This window comes from Collinsella sp. HCP28S3_B9 (assembly GCF_052066095.1).
Lineage (GTDB): Bacteria > Actinomycetota > Coriobacteriia > Coriobacteriales > Coriobacteriaceae > Collinsella.
The window spans coordinates 1-15,887 of record NZ_JBQHST010000040.1; the positions used below are offsets into that span (position 1 = coordinate 1).

Consider the following 15,887-nt stretch of genomic DNA (forward strand, 5'->3'; position numbering starts at 1 on the left):
CCACATTCTGTCGTCTGTCTCGTGGGCTCGGAGATGTGTATAAGAGACAGGGTCATGCCGTCCTCTTTGAATGACAAGTTGTCGCTCTGGTGCCCGCGCAGCGTCGACCGGTCCGCCGTTCGGCAGAACGGCGGAACCAATTACATAAGCTCGCAGACAGCCGCCGCGAAGGCAACGGGGTCCTCGGGCAAAATACCCTCGACGAGCAGGGCCTGGTCGTAGAGCAGGCCGGAGTACTGCTTAATCTTGTCGGCGTCGCCCGCCTTCTGGGCAGCGACGAGCTTGGCAAAGACCGGGTGCTTGGCGTTGAGCTCGAGCACACGCTGGCTCTTGGGCATACCGTCGGGCGCACCCTCGGGACCCTTCTGAAGCACCTTCTCCATCTCGAGCGAAAGCGGACCCTCGGTGGTGATGCACGCGGGAGCATCGGTCAGGCGCGCAGAGACAGCGACCTTCTCGACCTTGTCACCGAGTGCCTCCTTCATGGCGCTAAAGAGGTCCTCGTTCTCCTTAGTGGCGTCCTCGGCCTCCTTCTTCTCGTCCTCGGTCGCCAGGTCAAGATCGCCGGTAGCGACATTCTTGAGCTCCAGGTGACGATCCTCGACCTCGGGCTCGGCACCGTCGGCAACAGCCTTCTCGGCAGCCTCGCGGGCAGCGTCGTCCTCGTAGATCTTGGGCATATCGACGGCAACGTACTCACGCATAGCCTGGAACGTGAACTCATCTACATCCTGCGTCAGCAGCAGCACGTCATAGCCTCGGTCGAGCACACCCTTTACCACGGGCATCTTGGCCAAGCGCTCACGCGAGTCGCCGGCGGCGTAGTAGATGGCCTTCTGATCTTCGGGCATGCCCTTGGCATACTCGGCCAGGGTAATCATCTTCTGCTCCTTGGCAGACCAGAACAGCAGCAGGTCGGCGAGCTCATCGGCCTTCATGCCATAGCTCGAATAGATGCCGTACTTAAGGCCACGGCCAAAGTTCTCAAAGAACTTCTCGTAGGCCTCCCGGTCGTTGTCACGCATATCCTCAAGGTCGGCGGTAATCTTCTTTTCCACACGCTTGGCGATGGCCTTGAGCTGACGGTTCTGCTGCAGCGTCTCGCGCGAGATGTTGAGCGACACGTCGGCGGAATCCACGACGCCGCGGACAAAGTTATAGTAGTCGGGAAGCAGGTCGTCGCACTTCTCCATGATCAGGACGTTGGAGCTGTAGAGCGCCAGGCCCTTCTCGTAGTCCTTGCTGTACAAATCGAACGGCGCGCGGCCCGGCACAAACAGCAGGGCGTCGTACTCGAGCGTACCCTCGGCGTGGAAGCTGATGGTGCGCGCAGGATCGTCAAAGTCGTGGAACGTAGACTTGTAGAACTCGTCATAGTCCTTCTGCTCAACATCGGAGCTGCGCTTCTTCCAGATCGGCGTCATGGAGTTAACGGTCTCGAGCTCCTGGTAGTCCTCGTACTCGGGCTTGTAATCCTCCGGCGCGTCCTCGGGCTTGGGTTTCTGGCGGCTCTTGGAGACCATCATTTGGATCGGGTAGCGCACATAGTTGCTGTACTGCTGAATCAGGCTCTTGAGGCCCCACTCGGTCAGGAAGCGATCGTAGGTCTCGGCCTCGCCATCGGCGTCGAGCTTCTCGTTCTCGCGCAGCGTCAGGATGACATCGGTGCCGTGCTCGGCGCGCTCGCCGTCCTCGATGGTATAGCCCTCAAGACCGTCGGATTCCCACACATGGGCGACATCCTCGCCATAAGCGCGGCTGACCACCTTCACGTGGCTGGCGACCATGAAGGCCGAGTAGAAGCCCACGCCAAACTGACCGATGATGTCGACATCCGAACCCTGCTGCTCGGCGTTCTCGGTCTTAAACTCCTCGGAGCCGGAATGGGCGATGGTGCCCAGGTTGCGCTCGAGCTCCTCGGCGGTCATGCCAATGCCGTTATCCGAGATGGTAATGGTGCGGGCGTCTTTATCAAAGGAGACGCGAATAGCCAGGTCGCCCTGGTCGAGCTTGACGCTCGGATCCTGCAGGCTCTTAAAGTTGAGCTTGTCGACGGCGTCGCTCGCGTTAGAGATAAGCTCGCGCAGGAAGATTTCCTTGTTGGTGTAGATGGAGTTGATCATGAGGTCGAGCAACTTTTTGCTCTCGGTCTTAAATTGACGCATGTGCAGTCCTTTCGCGCTACCCCCGTCCGCAAAAACAGCCCGGTTACCCGAGCCGTATCGCAGACCTGCTATGTTCAGACTTAGATTTTATAACCCATTAGCGCGCATATATACATGCGGAATCGAAAAACTGTATGTCCGAGCACTCCGATGCGCCAATTGCCAAGGAGTGTCCCCAACTGTCGACAGAAAAGGAACGTCCCTATCTGCCATCTACGCGCTTGGCCATCCAGGCATGGGGCTGGCCCTCGTCTTCGTAGTCAACCGGGGCAATTTGTGTGTAGCCAGCCTTTTCATAGAGCGGCAACACGTATTCCTGCGCGTGAAGCTTAATAAGTTTAGCGCCGGCATCGCGTGCGCATGTATCGCTGGCCTCGACGATCGCGCTTGCCAACCCGCGACGACGCATAGCCGGCAGCACGGCGACGCGCCCCATAATGTAGGTCTCCCCTGCGGCGACGCCTTCGTCCAAGTCGCACGCCGGTGGCACCGGAGCCTCCGCATCTGCCGCGCGCTCCAGCTCCTCGGGAAACACGCGCGAGCAGCCGGTGAGTTGGCCATCCACATACAGCGTCACATGGATGCAGCCCGGGTCCTCGTCAATCTGGTCAAACTCGTTTTCATAGCCTTGTTCGTCCATAAAAACGGCGCGGCGCACCAGCGCCGCGTCCTCAAAGCAACCTGTCTTAAGTTGGATATCCAAAGCGGCCCCTTCATTCAGTAAGAACGTTAGGGACAGATTTTAGCGAAAATGAGCCCCGCGCACACTAAACTTCGCACGCGCTTTTGCCAGGCAATCGTAGTGGCCCACGTTATGGGCGTCACTCGCGATAAAGCTGTACAGATTTTGCTCGAACAGGCGCTGCGCCGGCTTTTTCTCGCGACCAAAGCGGCCGCCGGCGATAAAGTCTGCCGAAGCTTGCAGCTTGCAGCCCATATCGACCAGACGCTCGGCCACACTCACATCCTTTTGAACAGCGCGATATCGCTCGGGATGAGCGATGATCACCTGGTAGCCGCGGCATTGCAAATCGTAAATCGTACTCTCGTACTCTCTAAACGCATAGGAATCAGCATGCGTCGAAAGCTCGAGCAGGAATTCGTTGGTTCCATCGAAATGCAGGTACTCCGCAGCGTCGATGCCCAGCTCGACGAGCTTTCGGTGGTTGACCTCAAAGCCCATCTGAAGCGGAAAACCATCTGCGTTATCCCGCAATAGCTCAAAGGCATCCCACATCTTGTCGTAGTCAAAATAGGGATCTCGGCAATGCGGGGTGCAGACAATTCTGGTTACGCCAGCCTGCTTGGCAGCTGCAAGCATCGCCAAGCTCTCATCAAGATCGGCAGCGCCGTCGTCTACACCCGGCAAGATATGACAATGAATGTCGCGCATAGGTCGGCCTTAATCAACTAAACGTTTGCCCGGTTGGTAAAGATGCCCATTTTAGAAGCACCCTGAGCAGCGGAACCGTTCTTTACCTTCTTACCTTCCTTGGTGTAGTAAGAATAGTAATACTCGCTGGTCTCGGTCTCGCAGTAATTCATAACGGTACCGATGAGCTTGACCTTCTCGGACTTCTTAAGCTGAGCGATGGCGTTGAGCGCCTCCTCGCGCTTGGTGAAGTCTTCGCGCACCACAAACAGCGTGCCGTCAGTCAGGCTGGCGATCTCGGCAGCATCGATGAAGGTGCCGACCGGGGGAGCATCAAAGATGACGTACTGGAACTTGGCGGACAGTGCCTTTACCAGCTTGGCAAAGCGGTGAGAGACGATGATGTCGGCAGGATTGGGAATATGCGGCTCGGCATCGAGGAAGTAGAAGTTCTTCTGACCCGTCTCGACAATCGCCTGGTCAATAGAAACCTGCTCGGAAAGGACTGCGTAGAGTCCGCCGCGGGAGCGGACGCCGAGCATATCGGCAAGGGACCTGCGACGCATATCAGCCTCGACCAGCAGGACGCTCTTGCCGCTGGTGGCGATAGCCTGGGCAAGGTTGATGGAAACCGTAGACTTACCCTCGTTGGGAATCGAGGACGTGACGGTAATGGTGCGAATGGGATCATCCACGCTCGCAAAGCGGATGTTGGCCAGAAGGGTCTTGGCGGCATTCTGTACAACGAGCTTATCGGTGTTCTTTGCCTTAGCCATGCCTATTTACCACCTTTCATAGCCGGAATTCGGCCAACAACGGGAATGCCCAGGAGCTCTTCTGCCTCTTCTGCACCGCGGATGCGGGTATTGAGCATGTCTGCCAAAACGACATAGGCAACTGCGATAAAGATGCCCGCGAGGAACGCGACAGCAACGTACAGCATACGCTTGGGACCGCTGGGGGCTTCGGGGGTCTTAGCCTCGTCGATAACGTTGATGCTCTGGGCAGCGCCGACGTTCTGAGCGACCGTACTCACCGAGCTAGCTATGGCCTTTGCGACCTCAGCCGTCTCCTTGGCATCGGTGCCGGTAACCGAAAGCGTAATGACACGCGTGGTGGTCTCGGAGGAAACTGACACCTTGTAGTCATCCAGATCGGTGAGGCCCAGTTCCTTGGCGGCGCCGCTCTTAACGCTATCGCTATCCAGCAGCGTGGCGATATCGTTGGAAAGCATCTGGCTCGCCGAGAGATCGTTGTAGCTCATCTGACCGCTATCGTCGGTCTTGGCGAGAATGTACATGCTCGTCGTCGCGGTATAGGTGTTGTCCATCGCAACGAAGGACACGATGCCCATGGCGATCGCGCAGACCACCGGAAGGGTGATGACCAGCTTGAGATGCTTTTTAAGCAGCTGGAACAATTCGAGAAGGGTCATGCAGCTTGCCTTTCAGTTCCCGAGTTCGTATTGACAAAACTGCTCGTATAATATCGCATATTTCTACCATGCCCAAGCTCTATACATAAGATACAGCGTCCGCGTGTAAGTTGCGCAACAATTCACGCGGTAGCGGAGGCGCGGGCGTACCGTCTAATCCTCGGTTTTTGCTATGCCGCTACGCGAACGGTCCCTCTTGTTGCACGGGAAACGTTACCGTAATGGTGGTTCCCACGCCCGGCTCACTCGACAGGTCAATCGCGGCGTGATGGTACAGAGCGGCGTGTTTGACGATCGCCAAACCCAGGCCGGTTCCGCCACGCGCCTTAGAACGACTCTTGTCCACGCGATAAAAACGCTCGAACACTTTACCCTGCTCCTCGGGCGCAATACCGATACCCGTATCGGCAACAGACAGGTACGGATGACCCTCGTCATTGGTCCCGCAGCGCAGCGTGACCGTACCGCCAGGTCGGTTGTAGCGAATGGCGTTGCTTGCAAGGTTGTAGATCAGCTCGTCAATCAGGCGCGGCACGCCTTCGATCACCATGGGCTTCGTCTCGTGCCCAATGGTCACATTCGACTGCCGGGCAACTTGCTCAAGACGCTGTTCCACCGTCAACATGGCGCGAGAGAGCTCGATGGGTTCTGTGGACCCAATGGGCACCGCCTCGCCCTCGGATGCTCGCTCCGCCTCGTCCAAGTTGGAAAGCGTAAGAATGTCGTTGACGAGCGCCGCCAGGCGGCCCGCCTCGCGATAGATGCGGCCACCAAAGTCGCGCAAGTCGTCCTCGCCCTCAACCATGCCGTTTGCAATAAGCTCGGCATAGCCCGAAATCGCGGTAAGCGGGGTCTTGAGCTCATGGGTGATATTGGCCGTGAACTCGCGGCGCATTCGGTCGTTGTCCGCTAGCACCGCCATTTGGCGCTTGAGTTCCTGGCGCTGCGACTCGATACGCTCAAGCATGGGGACCATCTCGGCATAGGCGTGCTCATAGCTACGGCGTGGGTGGTCCAAATCCACCTCTTGCAACGGCGCGATGATTGCACGGGACTCGCGGCGCGCCATAAAAAACGAGAGTATTGCACCCGCTGCTGCGATAAGCAGCATCGGCGCCACCATCGACAGCAAAATCGCCGCAACGCCAGGCTGGGCTTGCGCCAAGCGGACAACCTGGCCGTTATCAAGGGCGACGGCGCGATACAGCATAATCTCGTCGAGCGTAGAGCTTGCGCGCTCCGCGGAACCCAAACCACTCTCAAAGGCCTCGATGACCTCGGGGCGATCGCCATGGTTGGGCAGTGAGGAAGGCGACGCCTCGTTGTCGTAGGCAACCGATCCATCCTTGTTAATCAGCGTAATGCGCAAATCCTCGCGATCGAGGCTACGCAAGAACGGGATGGGCTCCTGCTGTTCGTCGAGGGCGGCAGCAATGAGCTCGGTTTCCTGCGCCAGATTGGCACTCGTGGCATCCGCCAAGGTGTTTTGCACAAAGAACGCACCCAGCACCGTAAACGCCACGATAACCGCCATGGCGCAAACAAAGATCGTCACAAAAACGCGGTGCGACAGCGTATGTTTTCCCTGGGGGGCGAAGACCACGGGTTACTCCTCCGATGCGGTGGCCGCGGTGTCGTCACCTTCGGCACCGTCACCGGCAGAAGGCTCGGCCAAGCGGTAGCCCACGCCGCGCACCGTCTCGATGGCGCTGGCATGCTCGCCCAGTTTTTGGCGAAGCGTCTGTACGTGCACGTCGACGGTGCGAGAACCGCCGTCGAAGTCCCAGCCCCACACGCTCTGCAGCAACGACTCACGGGTAAAGACCACGCCGGGCTTGCGCATGAGGTACTCGAGCAGGTCGAACTCGCGCAGGGTGAGCTTAAGCGGCTCGCCGGCAACGGTCACCTCGCGATGGCTGGGCGAAAGCACGATATCGCCCACGCTGAGCACATCGCTCGCCTGCTTGACCATGCCGCCGCGACGCAGCAGTGCGCGGCAGCGGCTCGCAAGCTCCATGAGCGAAAACGGCTTAGTCAGGTAATCGTCGGCACCGCCATCGAGCGCCATCACCTTGTCGAGCTCGGTATCCTTGGCGGTAAGCATCATGATGGGCACCGTCTCCGTCAGGCGATCGGCACGCAGGCGACGCATAATCGCCAAGCCATCGGTATCGGGCAGCATGATATCGAGCAGCACGGCATCGGGCACCCGTCGCGCCACGGCAGCCTTAAACTCACCGTCGCACGAAAAGCCTTCGGCCTCGATCCCCTGCTTGCGCAGTGCATAGACCGTCAAATCCCTGATGTTGTCATCGTCCTCGACGTAATAGATCATGTTGAACCCCTTTGCGGCCGGTATGACCGCATCTTAATCCTAAAGGTACCTTTACTAGATGGTATCAGCCAAAACGTCCCGTCAAATAATCCGCCGTACGCGGGTCGGTAGGATTTTTGAAAAGCTGAGCGGTGGGCGCGTGCTCCACCAACTCACCTAGCAAGAAAAACGCGACGGAATCGGATATGCGCGCCGCCTGCTGCATATTGTGTGTAACGACCACGAGCGTGCAGGTCTCTTTGAGCTCGCAGGCCAGCTGCTCCACCACGAGCGTCGACACGGGGTCGAGCGCCGAGGTCGGCTCGTCCATCAGCAGAACATCGGGCCGCACGGCAAGCGCACGGGCGATGCACAAACGTTGCTGCTGTCCGCCCGAAAGCCCCAGACCAGACTCCTTGAGTTTGTCCTTGACTTCGTCCCACAGGGCAGCGCGGCGCAGGGAATCCTCGACCAGCTCATCCAGCACAGCGCGATCGCGCACACCCATACCGCGGGGGCCATAGGCGACGTTGTCGTAGATGCTCATGGGAAACGGGTTGGGGCGCTGGAACACCATGCCCACGCGCTGGCGAAGGCGGCAGATATCGTAATCGCCCAGGATATCTTGACCATCGAGCGCAATCTTGCCCTCGATGCGGCAGTCCTTGATGCCATCGTTCATGCGGTTAAAGCAACGCAGCAACGTCGACTTGCCGCAGCCCGAAGGACCGATAAACGAGGTAATCTGCTTGTCGCGGATCTTGATGGACACATCCTTAAGCGCGTGGTGATCGCCATAGAACAGGTCGAGGCCCTCGACATCGATGCGCGTCGGCGAGGCGGCAAGGTCCTCTGCCGTGGGGCGAGTCGCATCCCCAGCTTCGCGCTCATGCGCGGCCTCGGCCTGCGCTTCCATTAGCTCCTCGAGCTCCGTGGGCCCCACAGCCGCAGCAGCCGTCATACCGCATACCTCCACATCGATATCAAATCAGCAGTATCGATAGTAAAAATCGCAGCTCATATATGCGTGAGGGTATTGTCAAGTATTTGTAAGGACCTCCTCGATACGCGACGGGCAATCATATCGACCGTGCACACCCAAGCGTCCGCTCAGACACGAAGATAAACCTTACGCGCCAAACCCCAAGCGGCACAGCCGGTAAACGATATACTCTAGAGCCAAAGGAGACCATCCCGTCGAAAGCGAAATCAGTGAAGCATCTTACCCCTCTTGTAAAGCGTTCCGCGCAGCTGACCGTTGGCCTTGCCTGCGCCGTCGCCCTTGTCGCCGGTATTCCGTCCGTCGCCGGCGCCCAAGTGCTCACGACCGATAACATCTGCGGCAAAGCCGCCGATGCACGCGGCATTGCAGCCGAAGACCTGCCCGATATCGATGCCTCCAATGCGTTTGTCATGGGTAAAAACGGCACCGTCTACTATGCCCGTAGCGCCGACGAGCAAGTCAAAATCGCCTCGATCACCAAGGTCATGACTGCAATCCTCGCGGTCGAGAACTGCAAAATGGACGAGAAAATCACCGTGAGCAACGCGGCGGCAACCGTAGGCAACTCGACCGCGGGACTCCTCGAAGGCGACGAGCTCACCGTCGAGCAAGCGCTGCGCGGCCTGATGATCCCCTCGGGCAACGACGCCGCCATCGCGCTTGCCGAACACGTGGGCAAAAAACTTGACCCCAAGACCAAAGATGCCGTCGCTACGTTTGTAAAAGCCATGAACGAGCAGGCCAAGAAGCTCGGCTGCACGGGAACGCTCTTCGAGAACCCGCACGGGCTGGATTTTGACGAATGGGCCGGCGATATGCATTCAACCGCACACGATGTGGCATTGATGATGCAAGAGGCCATGAAGGACGACACGATTCGCGAAGTCATGGCGAGCAAAGATCCCTGGATCGAAGTGACGGGCGCCGACGGCTCCGATCATTCGCATTCCATGGATACGCACAATGTTTTATTGGGCCAAGACGGCAATATCGGCGGTAAGACCGGCACCACCGACGATGCCGGATACTGCTTTGCAAGCGCCTACAATCGCGATGGCGACGAGATCTATACCGTTGTCTTGAACTCCAGCACCACCGACCAGCGTTTTGCCGATACGGCCACACTTGCTAGTTGGTATTACGACCACAAGGTAACGGTCGAAATCGCCAATACACAAAAGAAGACCGCCAACGGAAATCCGCTGATGGCACGTGTCAGTCAAACCGACTGGACAGACAAAACGATCGACGCCACGCTTGCCGACCCCACCGCGCAGGCAACGGTGTTCTCACTCGCCGGCGAAGTGACCGAAAAGGTTAGCTACGATGACCTTTCGGGCACGGTGCATGTTGGCGATAAGGTGGGCAGCGTTACGCTTAAGCAGGACGGCACCAAGATTGCCGTCATGGACCTGGTTGCCGACGAGGAAGGAACGGGGCCCAATCCCATCGAGTGGCTGCTCGTGAAGCTCGACCGCCTGGGCCGCCGCATCGACAACCGCCCGCTCACAGCCGAGAGCGAGACCGTAGCCAAGGCTCCTGAGGTGTAGGGCCAAAGCGATATCACATCGAACCAAATGAGGCGTCCAACGGGGCGCCTCATTTTGAATACCTCTTAAACGGGATGCGTCAGAATCAACAAAGCGACATTGCTAGCCGTTTACCTTCGCTGTGTCTTTTCGGATCTTGAAAACGGGTCCGCCGGGCATGCTAGTAGATCCTTTCGACCTCCTTGGTCAAGGCCCTGAACAGATCCCCAGTTGAGGGGTCTGCCCCAGGACACAGCGATTGCCAGGCACCCGTTTCTCCGATGGTGCCCGCACTCGTCATAACAAGATCGTCGCTCCGCCTGCGAATGGAGACACTAACGGAGCTGCCATTATGGAACCCATGGATATCGACTTTATTTATGCGCCCATCAGCTAGATAGCTGATAATGACATTGATGCTGTCACCATACTCCGGCAATTCGAAGCCGTGGGAATCCATCAATAGCTTCACGTCCTGATGGTAAATCCGGGCCTCGACGACATTCTTGGGCATTTTCCCCGTCTTTGTTGGAGAGCAAAAGCTGATGCTTGGCTCCTCTTCGCTCATGCCTCGGTCAAACCTAAGCATGCACGGGCATACCGACTCAATGGTTCGCAAGGCGTCCGCCGCGACCTTTTCCTCGGTAAACATCTCCACATCGATGCCGTTTTCTTCCATATAGGCACGGTTTTTGCGTTGAAGCTCTAGCCGAGCCGCAGCCTCCCCATCTCCACGCTGCTCCCAATTTCCGGAATCGGCGACATTTCGATCGAATGTAGAATCAACGGAACACGGCGCCCGCTGTTGAGTCGAATCACTGTCGCCGAAACGCCTTAGCTCGGAGCGTCTCATCAGTAGTGTCACAATATCAAACAGCCAACCAAATCCAAAAAGACCAAAGGTAAAGAGATATAGAGAGAAGCTGCCCCACATCCGCGCATACGCCCTATGGGCGCCCGACCATCCGAGAAGAAAGCATAACAAAAGCGCCTTGTTTGCTCTGTCAACCGACGTGATTTCTCGAACAAGAGATTTCTGTTCAGGCTTCGCCAAAGGTATGACCTCGTGCGGTGGGACAGATGTTGAGGACGCCCTTGACGCCGAGCGTCGACCGCCTGATTTAGAGACGGCACGAGCGACATCCCCAACCCCGACAGTCGTCCTACTGTATACGGCATTGTAAGCGGCTTTCTTCGGATTCTTGATCCATCCCATGCCCTTCTTACCATAGCCGGGGATTATCGCCCGCTTTACCGCGCGTTTCGCCCTGCCAGTCGTCCGGGCCTTGAGTGATGACTTTAGGTTCGGCTTACGCAGCCCGATCTTTACCATGTTCCTACTCCATCCCCTCGGAGCCCTTCCCCATGCCGCGACATCAACAAAACGGCGAATCGGACCTTCGACCCAAAGGTAACACCTTTACGATTTTCAGCATCGTGTCTCATGGCCAACTACGGCCAGATAGACAACTGCTAGAAATACAGAATAATGCAGTAAATAGAAAACGTCCCCTGAACTGAGATAATCCAGAGGACGCATTAGCACGATGAGCGGAAAACTGAAGCGTTTAGGCATGCTTCGAACACCCTCCGCGCTCGCCTGAAGTCCGCGCTCCCGTTCTTCGCACTAAAAAAGGGCCCCAAATGGGACCCTTCTTTAAAGTCTTACTGGCGGAGAGCTGGGGATTCGAACCCCAGATGCCCTTTTGGGGCATACTCGCTTAGCAGGCGAGCACCTTCGGCCTCTCGGTCAGCTCTCCGTAACAGCCGTTCTATAGTAACCAAACAGTCGAGGATGGGCAAGAGGGAATTTGGAGCGATTCCATTTTTACCGTTCCCGTACCGCCTCCAACAAATAGTCGCGCATATACGGAATTGCAAACGAAACACAGCCATAGCCCGCAGGCTCAATCAACCCCGCATCGATGAGACGTTTACGATACGAGCCGACCTTGTTCGCCGGCAACCCCATCTTCTTGGCGATATCACCGTTGGCAATCTCATCGCCCTCGCATTGAGCCATTGCCGCGAGATACTGAAACTGTCGCTCTGAAACCCTGCGCAGCGCCGGGGCAATCACCATAGCATTAAAGCTATCAAGAGCTGCTTGGATACCTTTACGCGCGGACCCTTCGTTCACGCTCTCCGCCCCGCTGCGCGCAGCAACCTGCCAAGCGTAATATCCGACCAACTGGACCATAAAGGGATAGCCTGCTGAAGCCTTTGTTAATAGCTCAGCGGCGTCTTCATCGAGCTCCTTGCCCGCTCGTCTCATTGTATCCTCAAGCGATCCACCGACTTCAAAATCGGAGAGACGAGTGAGTTCGATATGTTTTGCCCGCTGAAGGAAGGTAAGGGTATCATCAACCACCACGCCATCCACCGATGTTGGCAAGCCGGCGAATGCAAAAGCGACATTCGCCCCTTGGCGAATCAAAAGCTGCATCTCATTGCCCAGCTCGCGCATTTCCTCAGTTGAGGCATCCTGAATCTCGTCGAGCGTAATGAGCAGACCTCCGCGCTTCGCGGCATCGTACATTGCCTCGCCCAGATGAGATGCCGACTTCGATACCTCAACGGAGCCAAGGCTGACTCCTAGAATTGATGGGGAAATCGACATTGACTCAAGACGAACATTTCGCTGTAGAGCCTCGAGGATTCTACTGCAAAAACCGGCATTCGAGGCGACGTCAACAACCTCGAATCCTTTTTTTCGCGCAAGATCACCCAATGCATTGAGAAGCACCGTTTTACCTGTGCCTCGGACGCCCGAGATGCGCATGAGTCGATCGGGAGCACCAGGACCATTCTCAAGGGCCTCGGCAAAATCATCCAAAACAGCGTCACGTCCGATAAGCTCAGGCGGATTCATGCCCGCCGTTGGCTTAAAGGGATTAATGGCTTTCGACATTCGACCCTCCTCTGCTAGTTTTAACAACTTTAACAAAGTTTAGCAACTTTAGCAGAGTTTAACAGGTTTAGCAGACCTAGCCGCTTTTGACCTTACCGGTCCTGCTGGAGCCACCCACCTGAGCAAATACAAATGGCTCCATTCAATTTGTCGGCAACCTGCTCGATACAGTAATTCGTACTTTAATTCGCTACGACTTAATTCGTTATACCTTATCTATACGCAAATGTTCCCGGTACGCCGGTAGCAGTAGCCCCTTCGTTTTGTCGGCATGGTGAGCAAATGGGATGACAAGCGCGGTCCAGCCCTTCTATGCCGCTCCTACCCCAACGACCGGCTGAGGGAGCCGAGCTCATCGTTTCCCATCGTGCGCCACATTTGGAAGATGCAGACGCGTGCCAGGAAAAAGAAACCGTTATCGACCAGCTGCACAGCAGCGTCTGCCAGCTGGTTGGACACGGCGGGCACCGGCGGCAGTTCGAGCCCCGCCTTACTGATGGTCTCAACCGCTTCCTCGAACGTCGGTGGCTCATTGACACCCATCTCGTTCATAAGGCCCTGCATTTCCTCCAGTGCGTTGCTACCCGACTCCTCGCCGCGCGGTACCAAGCGGTAGCACGCCAACGCCAGCTCGAGCTGATCGCAGTTCCAGTAGGCAAACGCTAGGCGATAGAACAGGTAGCCGATTGAGGAACGGTCACTGGCAATGCGCAGGCCGTGGCGCGCCACCTCAATGACCTCGTCATAGCGCTCCAGACGCGCCAGCACGTTGATGAGTGCAAAGTGTGATTGCATGGATGAGCGCGCCAGATCGTAAAGATGACGCACCTCGGGCAATGCCCGCTCAAAATCCTCCTGATCGGCGTAAAAGCTGCAAATCTCATACTGGGCAAAATACAGCGCATCGGGAGCGCGCAAAATACGAACGGAGCGGTCTTCCTCCATTACCGGCAGCACCATACGCACCAGTTGGTTGTCGCAAAACAGCGTCTGGACCGGTCCTGTCGCCAAAAGCTCGGCAACGGCGCACTTGGCCTCCAGCTCCTCAACAAGACGGGAAAAGCCCTCAAACGCACCCGCGCGGTCGACTTTTGCCCGCTCGCGCAACTCAGCGACGCGCGCCACATACGGGTCATCGCCCTCCTCCATAACCTCAAGCTCATCAGCCGTATCGGCAAGCAGCAGGTCGCGCAAGGCCGGCGGCAGCGAACGGTGGTCGTCACGCGGGCGAGCATGAACCTCAGCGGGCTCAATCGCATCCGGCGCGTCCGACTCATATGCCTCAAGCATGCGCTTGCACGGCATATCATCCATATCCATGCTTTCAAAATTCTTAGCGGCGGGAACGCAATTGGCCAGATAGGCCGCACGCCCAAAGGAATATGTTGCAATGATGCGCTCGCCCTGCTCGCCATCGGGAGCCGCAATCTGAACGTAGCAGCGCGTAATGCGAGCGCCCGAAGCAAAGCAAGCCGCCGCGAGTGTAAGCGCAATGCGCGCATCGTGCTCGGTGGCCCATGCTGCGCGCTTAGGCTCATCCACCTCGCGCCAGGCATCATCTTGAGCATCGTATTCGCGCTGCGGCATAGCATCGACAACCGTGCGGCCAAATCGAACCAGCATGATGCCCTCGGCGACGTTCGCTCGATAGGTGTAGTCGAGCCGCGTGACCACGTTGAGTGCTTCTACGATACGTGCAAAGCGGGTGCGAACGTCCCACTCGCCACCCGGCTGGCACGCAACCGTCCCCGGTTTGGCCCACGGGTTGTCATTCGACAGCGTTTCGAGCAGGCGTGGAACGTCGTTTGTCGTCTTGCTGATATGCCATAGGTCAAAGAGCGAGCAGCCCTCAAAGCTCGGCGAGGATGCCGCAGGGGCCAATCCGGCCCCAATACGCTCAAGGATGCCGGAGAGGCGGTTAAGACGACCCTCGATAGCAAGCAGCATGTCAATCTCGTCTTGGTCCAGCAGGCTACGATCAAAATTGAGATAGAACAGCTTTGAGCGGTCGATACGCGCTAGGCCCATCTCGGACTTGGCAGCGATGGTGCGCAGTCGGGGCAAATCGACCTCGCTCATAAGAGCGGCGGCATAACGCTCGATACCACTCGGATCATCGGCATGGTCAACGCGGTAGAGCAGTGTCTCGATAGCATCGGGGAGCGGTGCCGTGTTAAAGCCCAAAAACACCTCGGCCGGCTCGGGCAACTTTACGAGCTTGATCTTGTTGGCGGTGTTTTTTATACCCTCATCGAGCTCGTCGGCAGGCACCGTGTTCGCAAGAGCGTTTTTGGGGTCGGCAAATATCACGTAGCGCAAGAACATCGAGGCCATGAACTCGCCATAAGGGAGAGCACGGCTCGTATTCCATGTCTCGTGGTCGGACTGCTCACGCATGGGCCCTTCGGGAGAGCCGACCGTTCGCGCGCAAGCGCGCATTGCACCGTTGGCTCCCCGCACCAAAATCTCGCCAACACTGGAATCGGACTCGTCAAGGACCAATTTCATGTCGGGGTTCTTGGGCAATGGCACTTTCTGAACAGGGCCGTCAACCTTATAGACCTCACCTGACACGCTCACGTAGCCCAAAAGCGATATGTGGCTTTTGCCTACGAATTCGACGACGTAGCAAGACTCTTTAGGATCCTCGCCAAAAACTTTCCAGACAACACCATACGAGCGCCCCGCGGGTTGCTCTGGCATCGATGGAAAACGCTTTTTGGGGTCGAGAAACCTGAGCTTGTATGTCGGACGCTCTGCCACGAAATATCACCCTGATCGGTCGTCTAGCGAAGAAGTGGTCGCGGATGGGCCGCGACATCTACTCGGAATCTTACACGAGTCGATAAGAAATAGTCTCCCGCGGGCGGAGGCGCACGATTCCAGTCGAGTGTCTGGGGTCGAATGGCGGCGTAAAAGAAAAGCCCCCGTTGCCGGAGGCTTTAAGCTCAATTGGTGCGGCGTATAGGATTCCGCGCATCCGCTTCGCGGATCCGCACCGGCTTCGCCCGCCTGCCGGCGCGCTCGCCCGCTCGCTAAAAACGCTCCGCGTTTTCTTTACGCTCGCGCCTCGACCGAGGTTCGAATCCATGCATGGCTTCCAAAAAAGAAAAGCCCCCGTTGCCGGAGGCTTCAAGTTCGATTGGTGCGGCGTATAG

Annotated in this window: 12 protein-coding genes and 1 tRNA gene; 1 reads left to right on the plus strand and 12 read right to left on the minus strand. The window is 57.3% G+C overall.

The annotated features are described in order from the left end of the window. Window positions 1–140: 140 nt before the first annotated feature. The 8 genes from htpG to pstB all read right to left on the minus strand — a co-directional run bounded on the left by htpG (window position 141) and on the right by pstB (window position 8,247). Window positions 141–2,165, minus strand: coding sequence for a molecular chaperone HtpG (gene htpG / locus ACTNBB_RS08545; RefSeq protein ID WP_154517684.1), 2,025 nt, complete (start codon window positions 2,163–2,165; stop codon window positions 141–143). Between the two features lie 202 nt (window positions 2,166–2,367). Next, entirely contained in the window at window positions 2,368–2,868 is a 501-nt protein-coding gene (locus tag ACTNBB_RS08550; RefSeq protein ID WP_427795298.1) for a GNAT family N-acetyltransferase, read from the minus strand. A 39-nt stretch (window positions 2,869–2,907) separates the two neighbouring features. Continuing rightward, the gene (locus ACTNBB_RS08555) at window positions 2,908–3,558 is read right to left on the minus strand and encodes a tyrosine-protein phosphatase (protein ID WP_441057096.1); all 651 of its coding nucleotides are present in this window, start codon (window positions 3,556–3,558) and stop codon (window positions 2,908–2,910) included. 17 nt (window positions 3,559–3,575) lie between these two features. Further along, the gene (locus ACTNBB_RS08560; protein WP_441057094.1) at window positions 3,576–4,313 is read right to left on the minus strand and encodes a CpsD/CapB family tyrosine-protein kinase; all 738 of its coding nucleotides are present in this window, start codon (window positions 4,311–4,313) and stop codon (window positions 3,576–3,578) included. Between the two features lie 2 nt (window positions 4,314–4,315). Continuing rightward, window positions 4,316–4,972, minus strand: coding sequence for a YveK family protein (locus ACTNBB_RS08565; RefSeq protein WP_349074521.1), 657 nt, complete (start codon window positions 4,970–4,972; stop codon window positions 4,316–4,318). A gap of 178 nt (window positions 4,973–5,150) precedes the next feature. Continuing rightward, window positions 5,151–6,575, minus strand: a complete 1,425-nt coding sequence (locus ACTNBB_RS08570) for a sensor histidine kinase (RefSeq protein ID WP_441057092.1) — start codon at window positions 6,573–6,575, stop codon at window positions 5,151–5,153. Between the two features lie 3 nt (window positions 6,576–6,578). Next, a complete protein-coding gene (locus ACTNBB_RS08575) occupies window positions 6,579–7,307 on the minus strand; it encodes a response regulator transcription factor (RefSeq protein WP_154517679.1) in 729 nt (242 codons plus the stop codon). A gap of 64 nt (window positions 7,308–7,371) precedes the next feature. Beyond that, complete coding sequence (gene pstB, locus ACTNBB_RS08580; RefSeq protein ID WP_441057090.1) at window positions 7,372–8,247, minus strand: phosphate ABC transporter ATP-binding protein PstB; 876 nt, start codon at window positions 8,245–8,247, stop codon at window positions 7,372–7,374. A 251-nt stretch (window positions 8,248–8,498) separates the two neighbouring features. Between pstB and ACTNBB_RS08585 the strand changes: the two genes are divergently transcribed. Further along, complete coding sequence (locus ACTNBB_RS08585) at window positions 8,499–9,839, plus strand: D-alanyl-D-alanine carboxypeptidase family protein (RefSeq protein ID WP_441057088.1); 1,341 nt, start codon at window positions 8,499–8,501, stop codon at window positions 9,837–9,839. Window positions 9,840–9,999: 160 nt separating this feature from the next. Here ACTNBB_RS08585 and ACTNBB_RS08590 read toward each other — a convergent pair whose 3' ends face one another. The 4 genes from ACTNBB_RS08590 to ACTNBB_RS08605 form a co-directional block, all read right to left on the minus strand. Then, window positions 10,000–10,872: a TM2 domain-containing protein gene (locus ACTNBB_RS08590; RefSeq protein WP_441032242.1), complete on the minus strand. Its 873-nt coding sequence runs from the start codon at window positions 10,870–10,872 to the stop codon at window positions 10,000–10,002. 615 nt (window positions 10,873–11,487) lie between these two features. Further along, window positions 11,488–11,578: transfer RNA gene (locus tag ACTNBB_RS08595), tRNA-Ser, on the minus strand. A 68-nt stretch (window positions 11,579–11,646) separates the two neighbouring features. After that, on the minus strand, window positions 11,647–12,729 hold the full coding sequence (locus ACTNBB_RS08600) for an AAA family ATPase (RefSeq protein ID WP_240128712.1): 1,083 nt from the start codon (window positions 12,727–12,729) through the stop codon (window positions 11,647–11,649). Window positions 12,730–13,050: 321 nt separating this feature from the next. Beyond that, window positions 13,051–15,237 (minus strand): tetratricopeptide repeat protein, encoded by a 2,187-nt coding sequence (locus tag ACTNBB_RS08605; protein ID WP_441057086.1) that lies wholly within the window; start codon window positions 15,235–15,237, stop codon window positions 13,051–13,053. Window positions 15,238–15,887 lie beyond the last annotated feature (650 nt).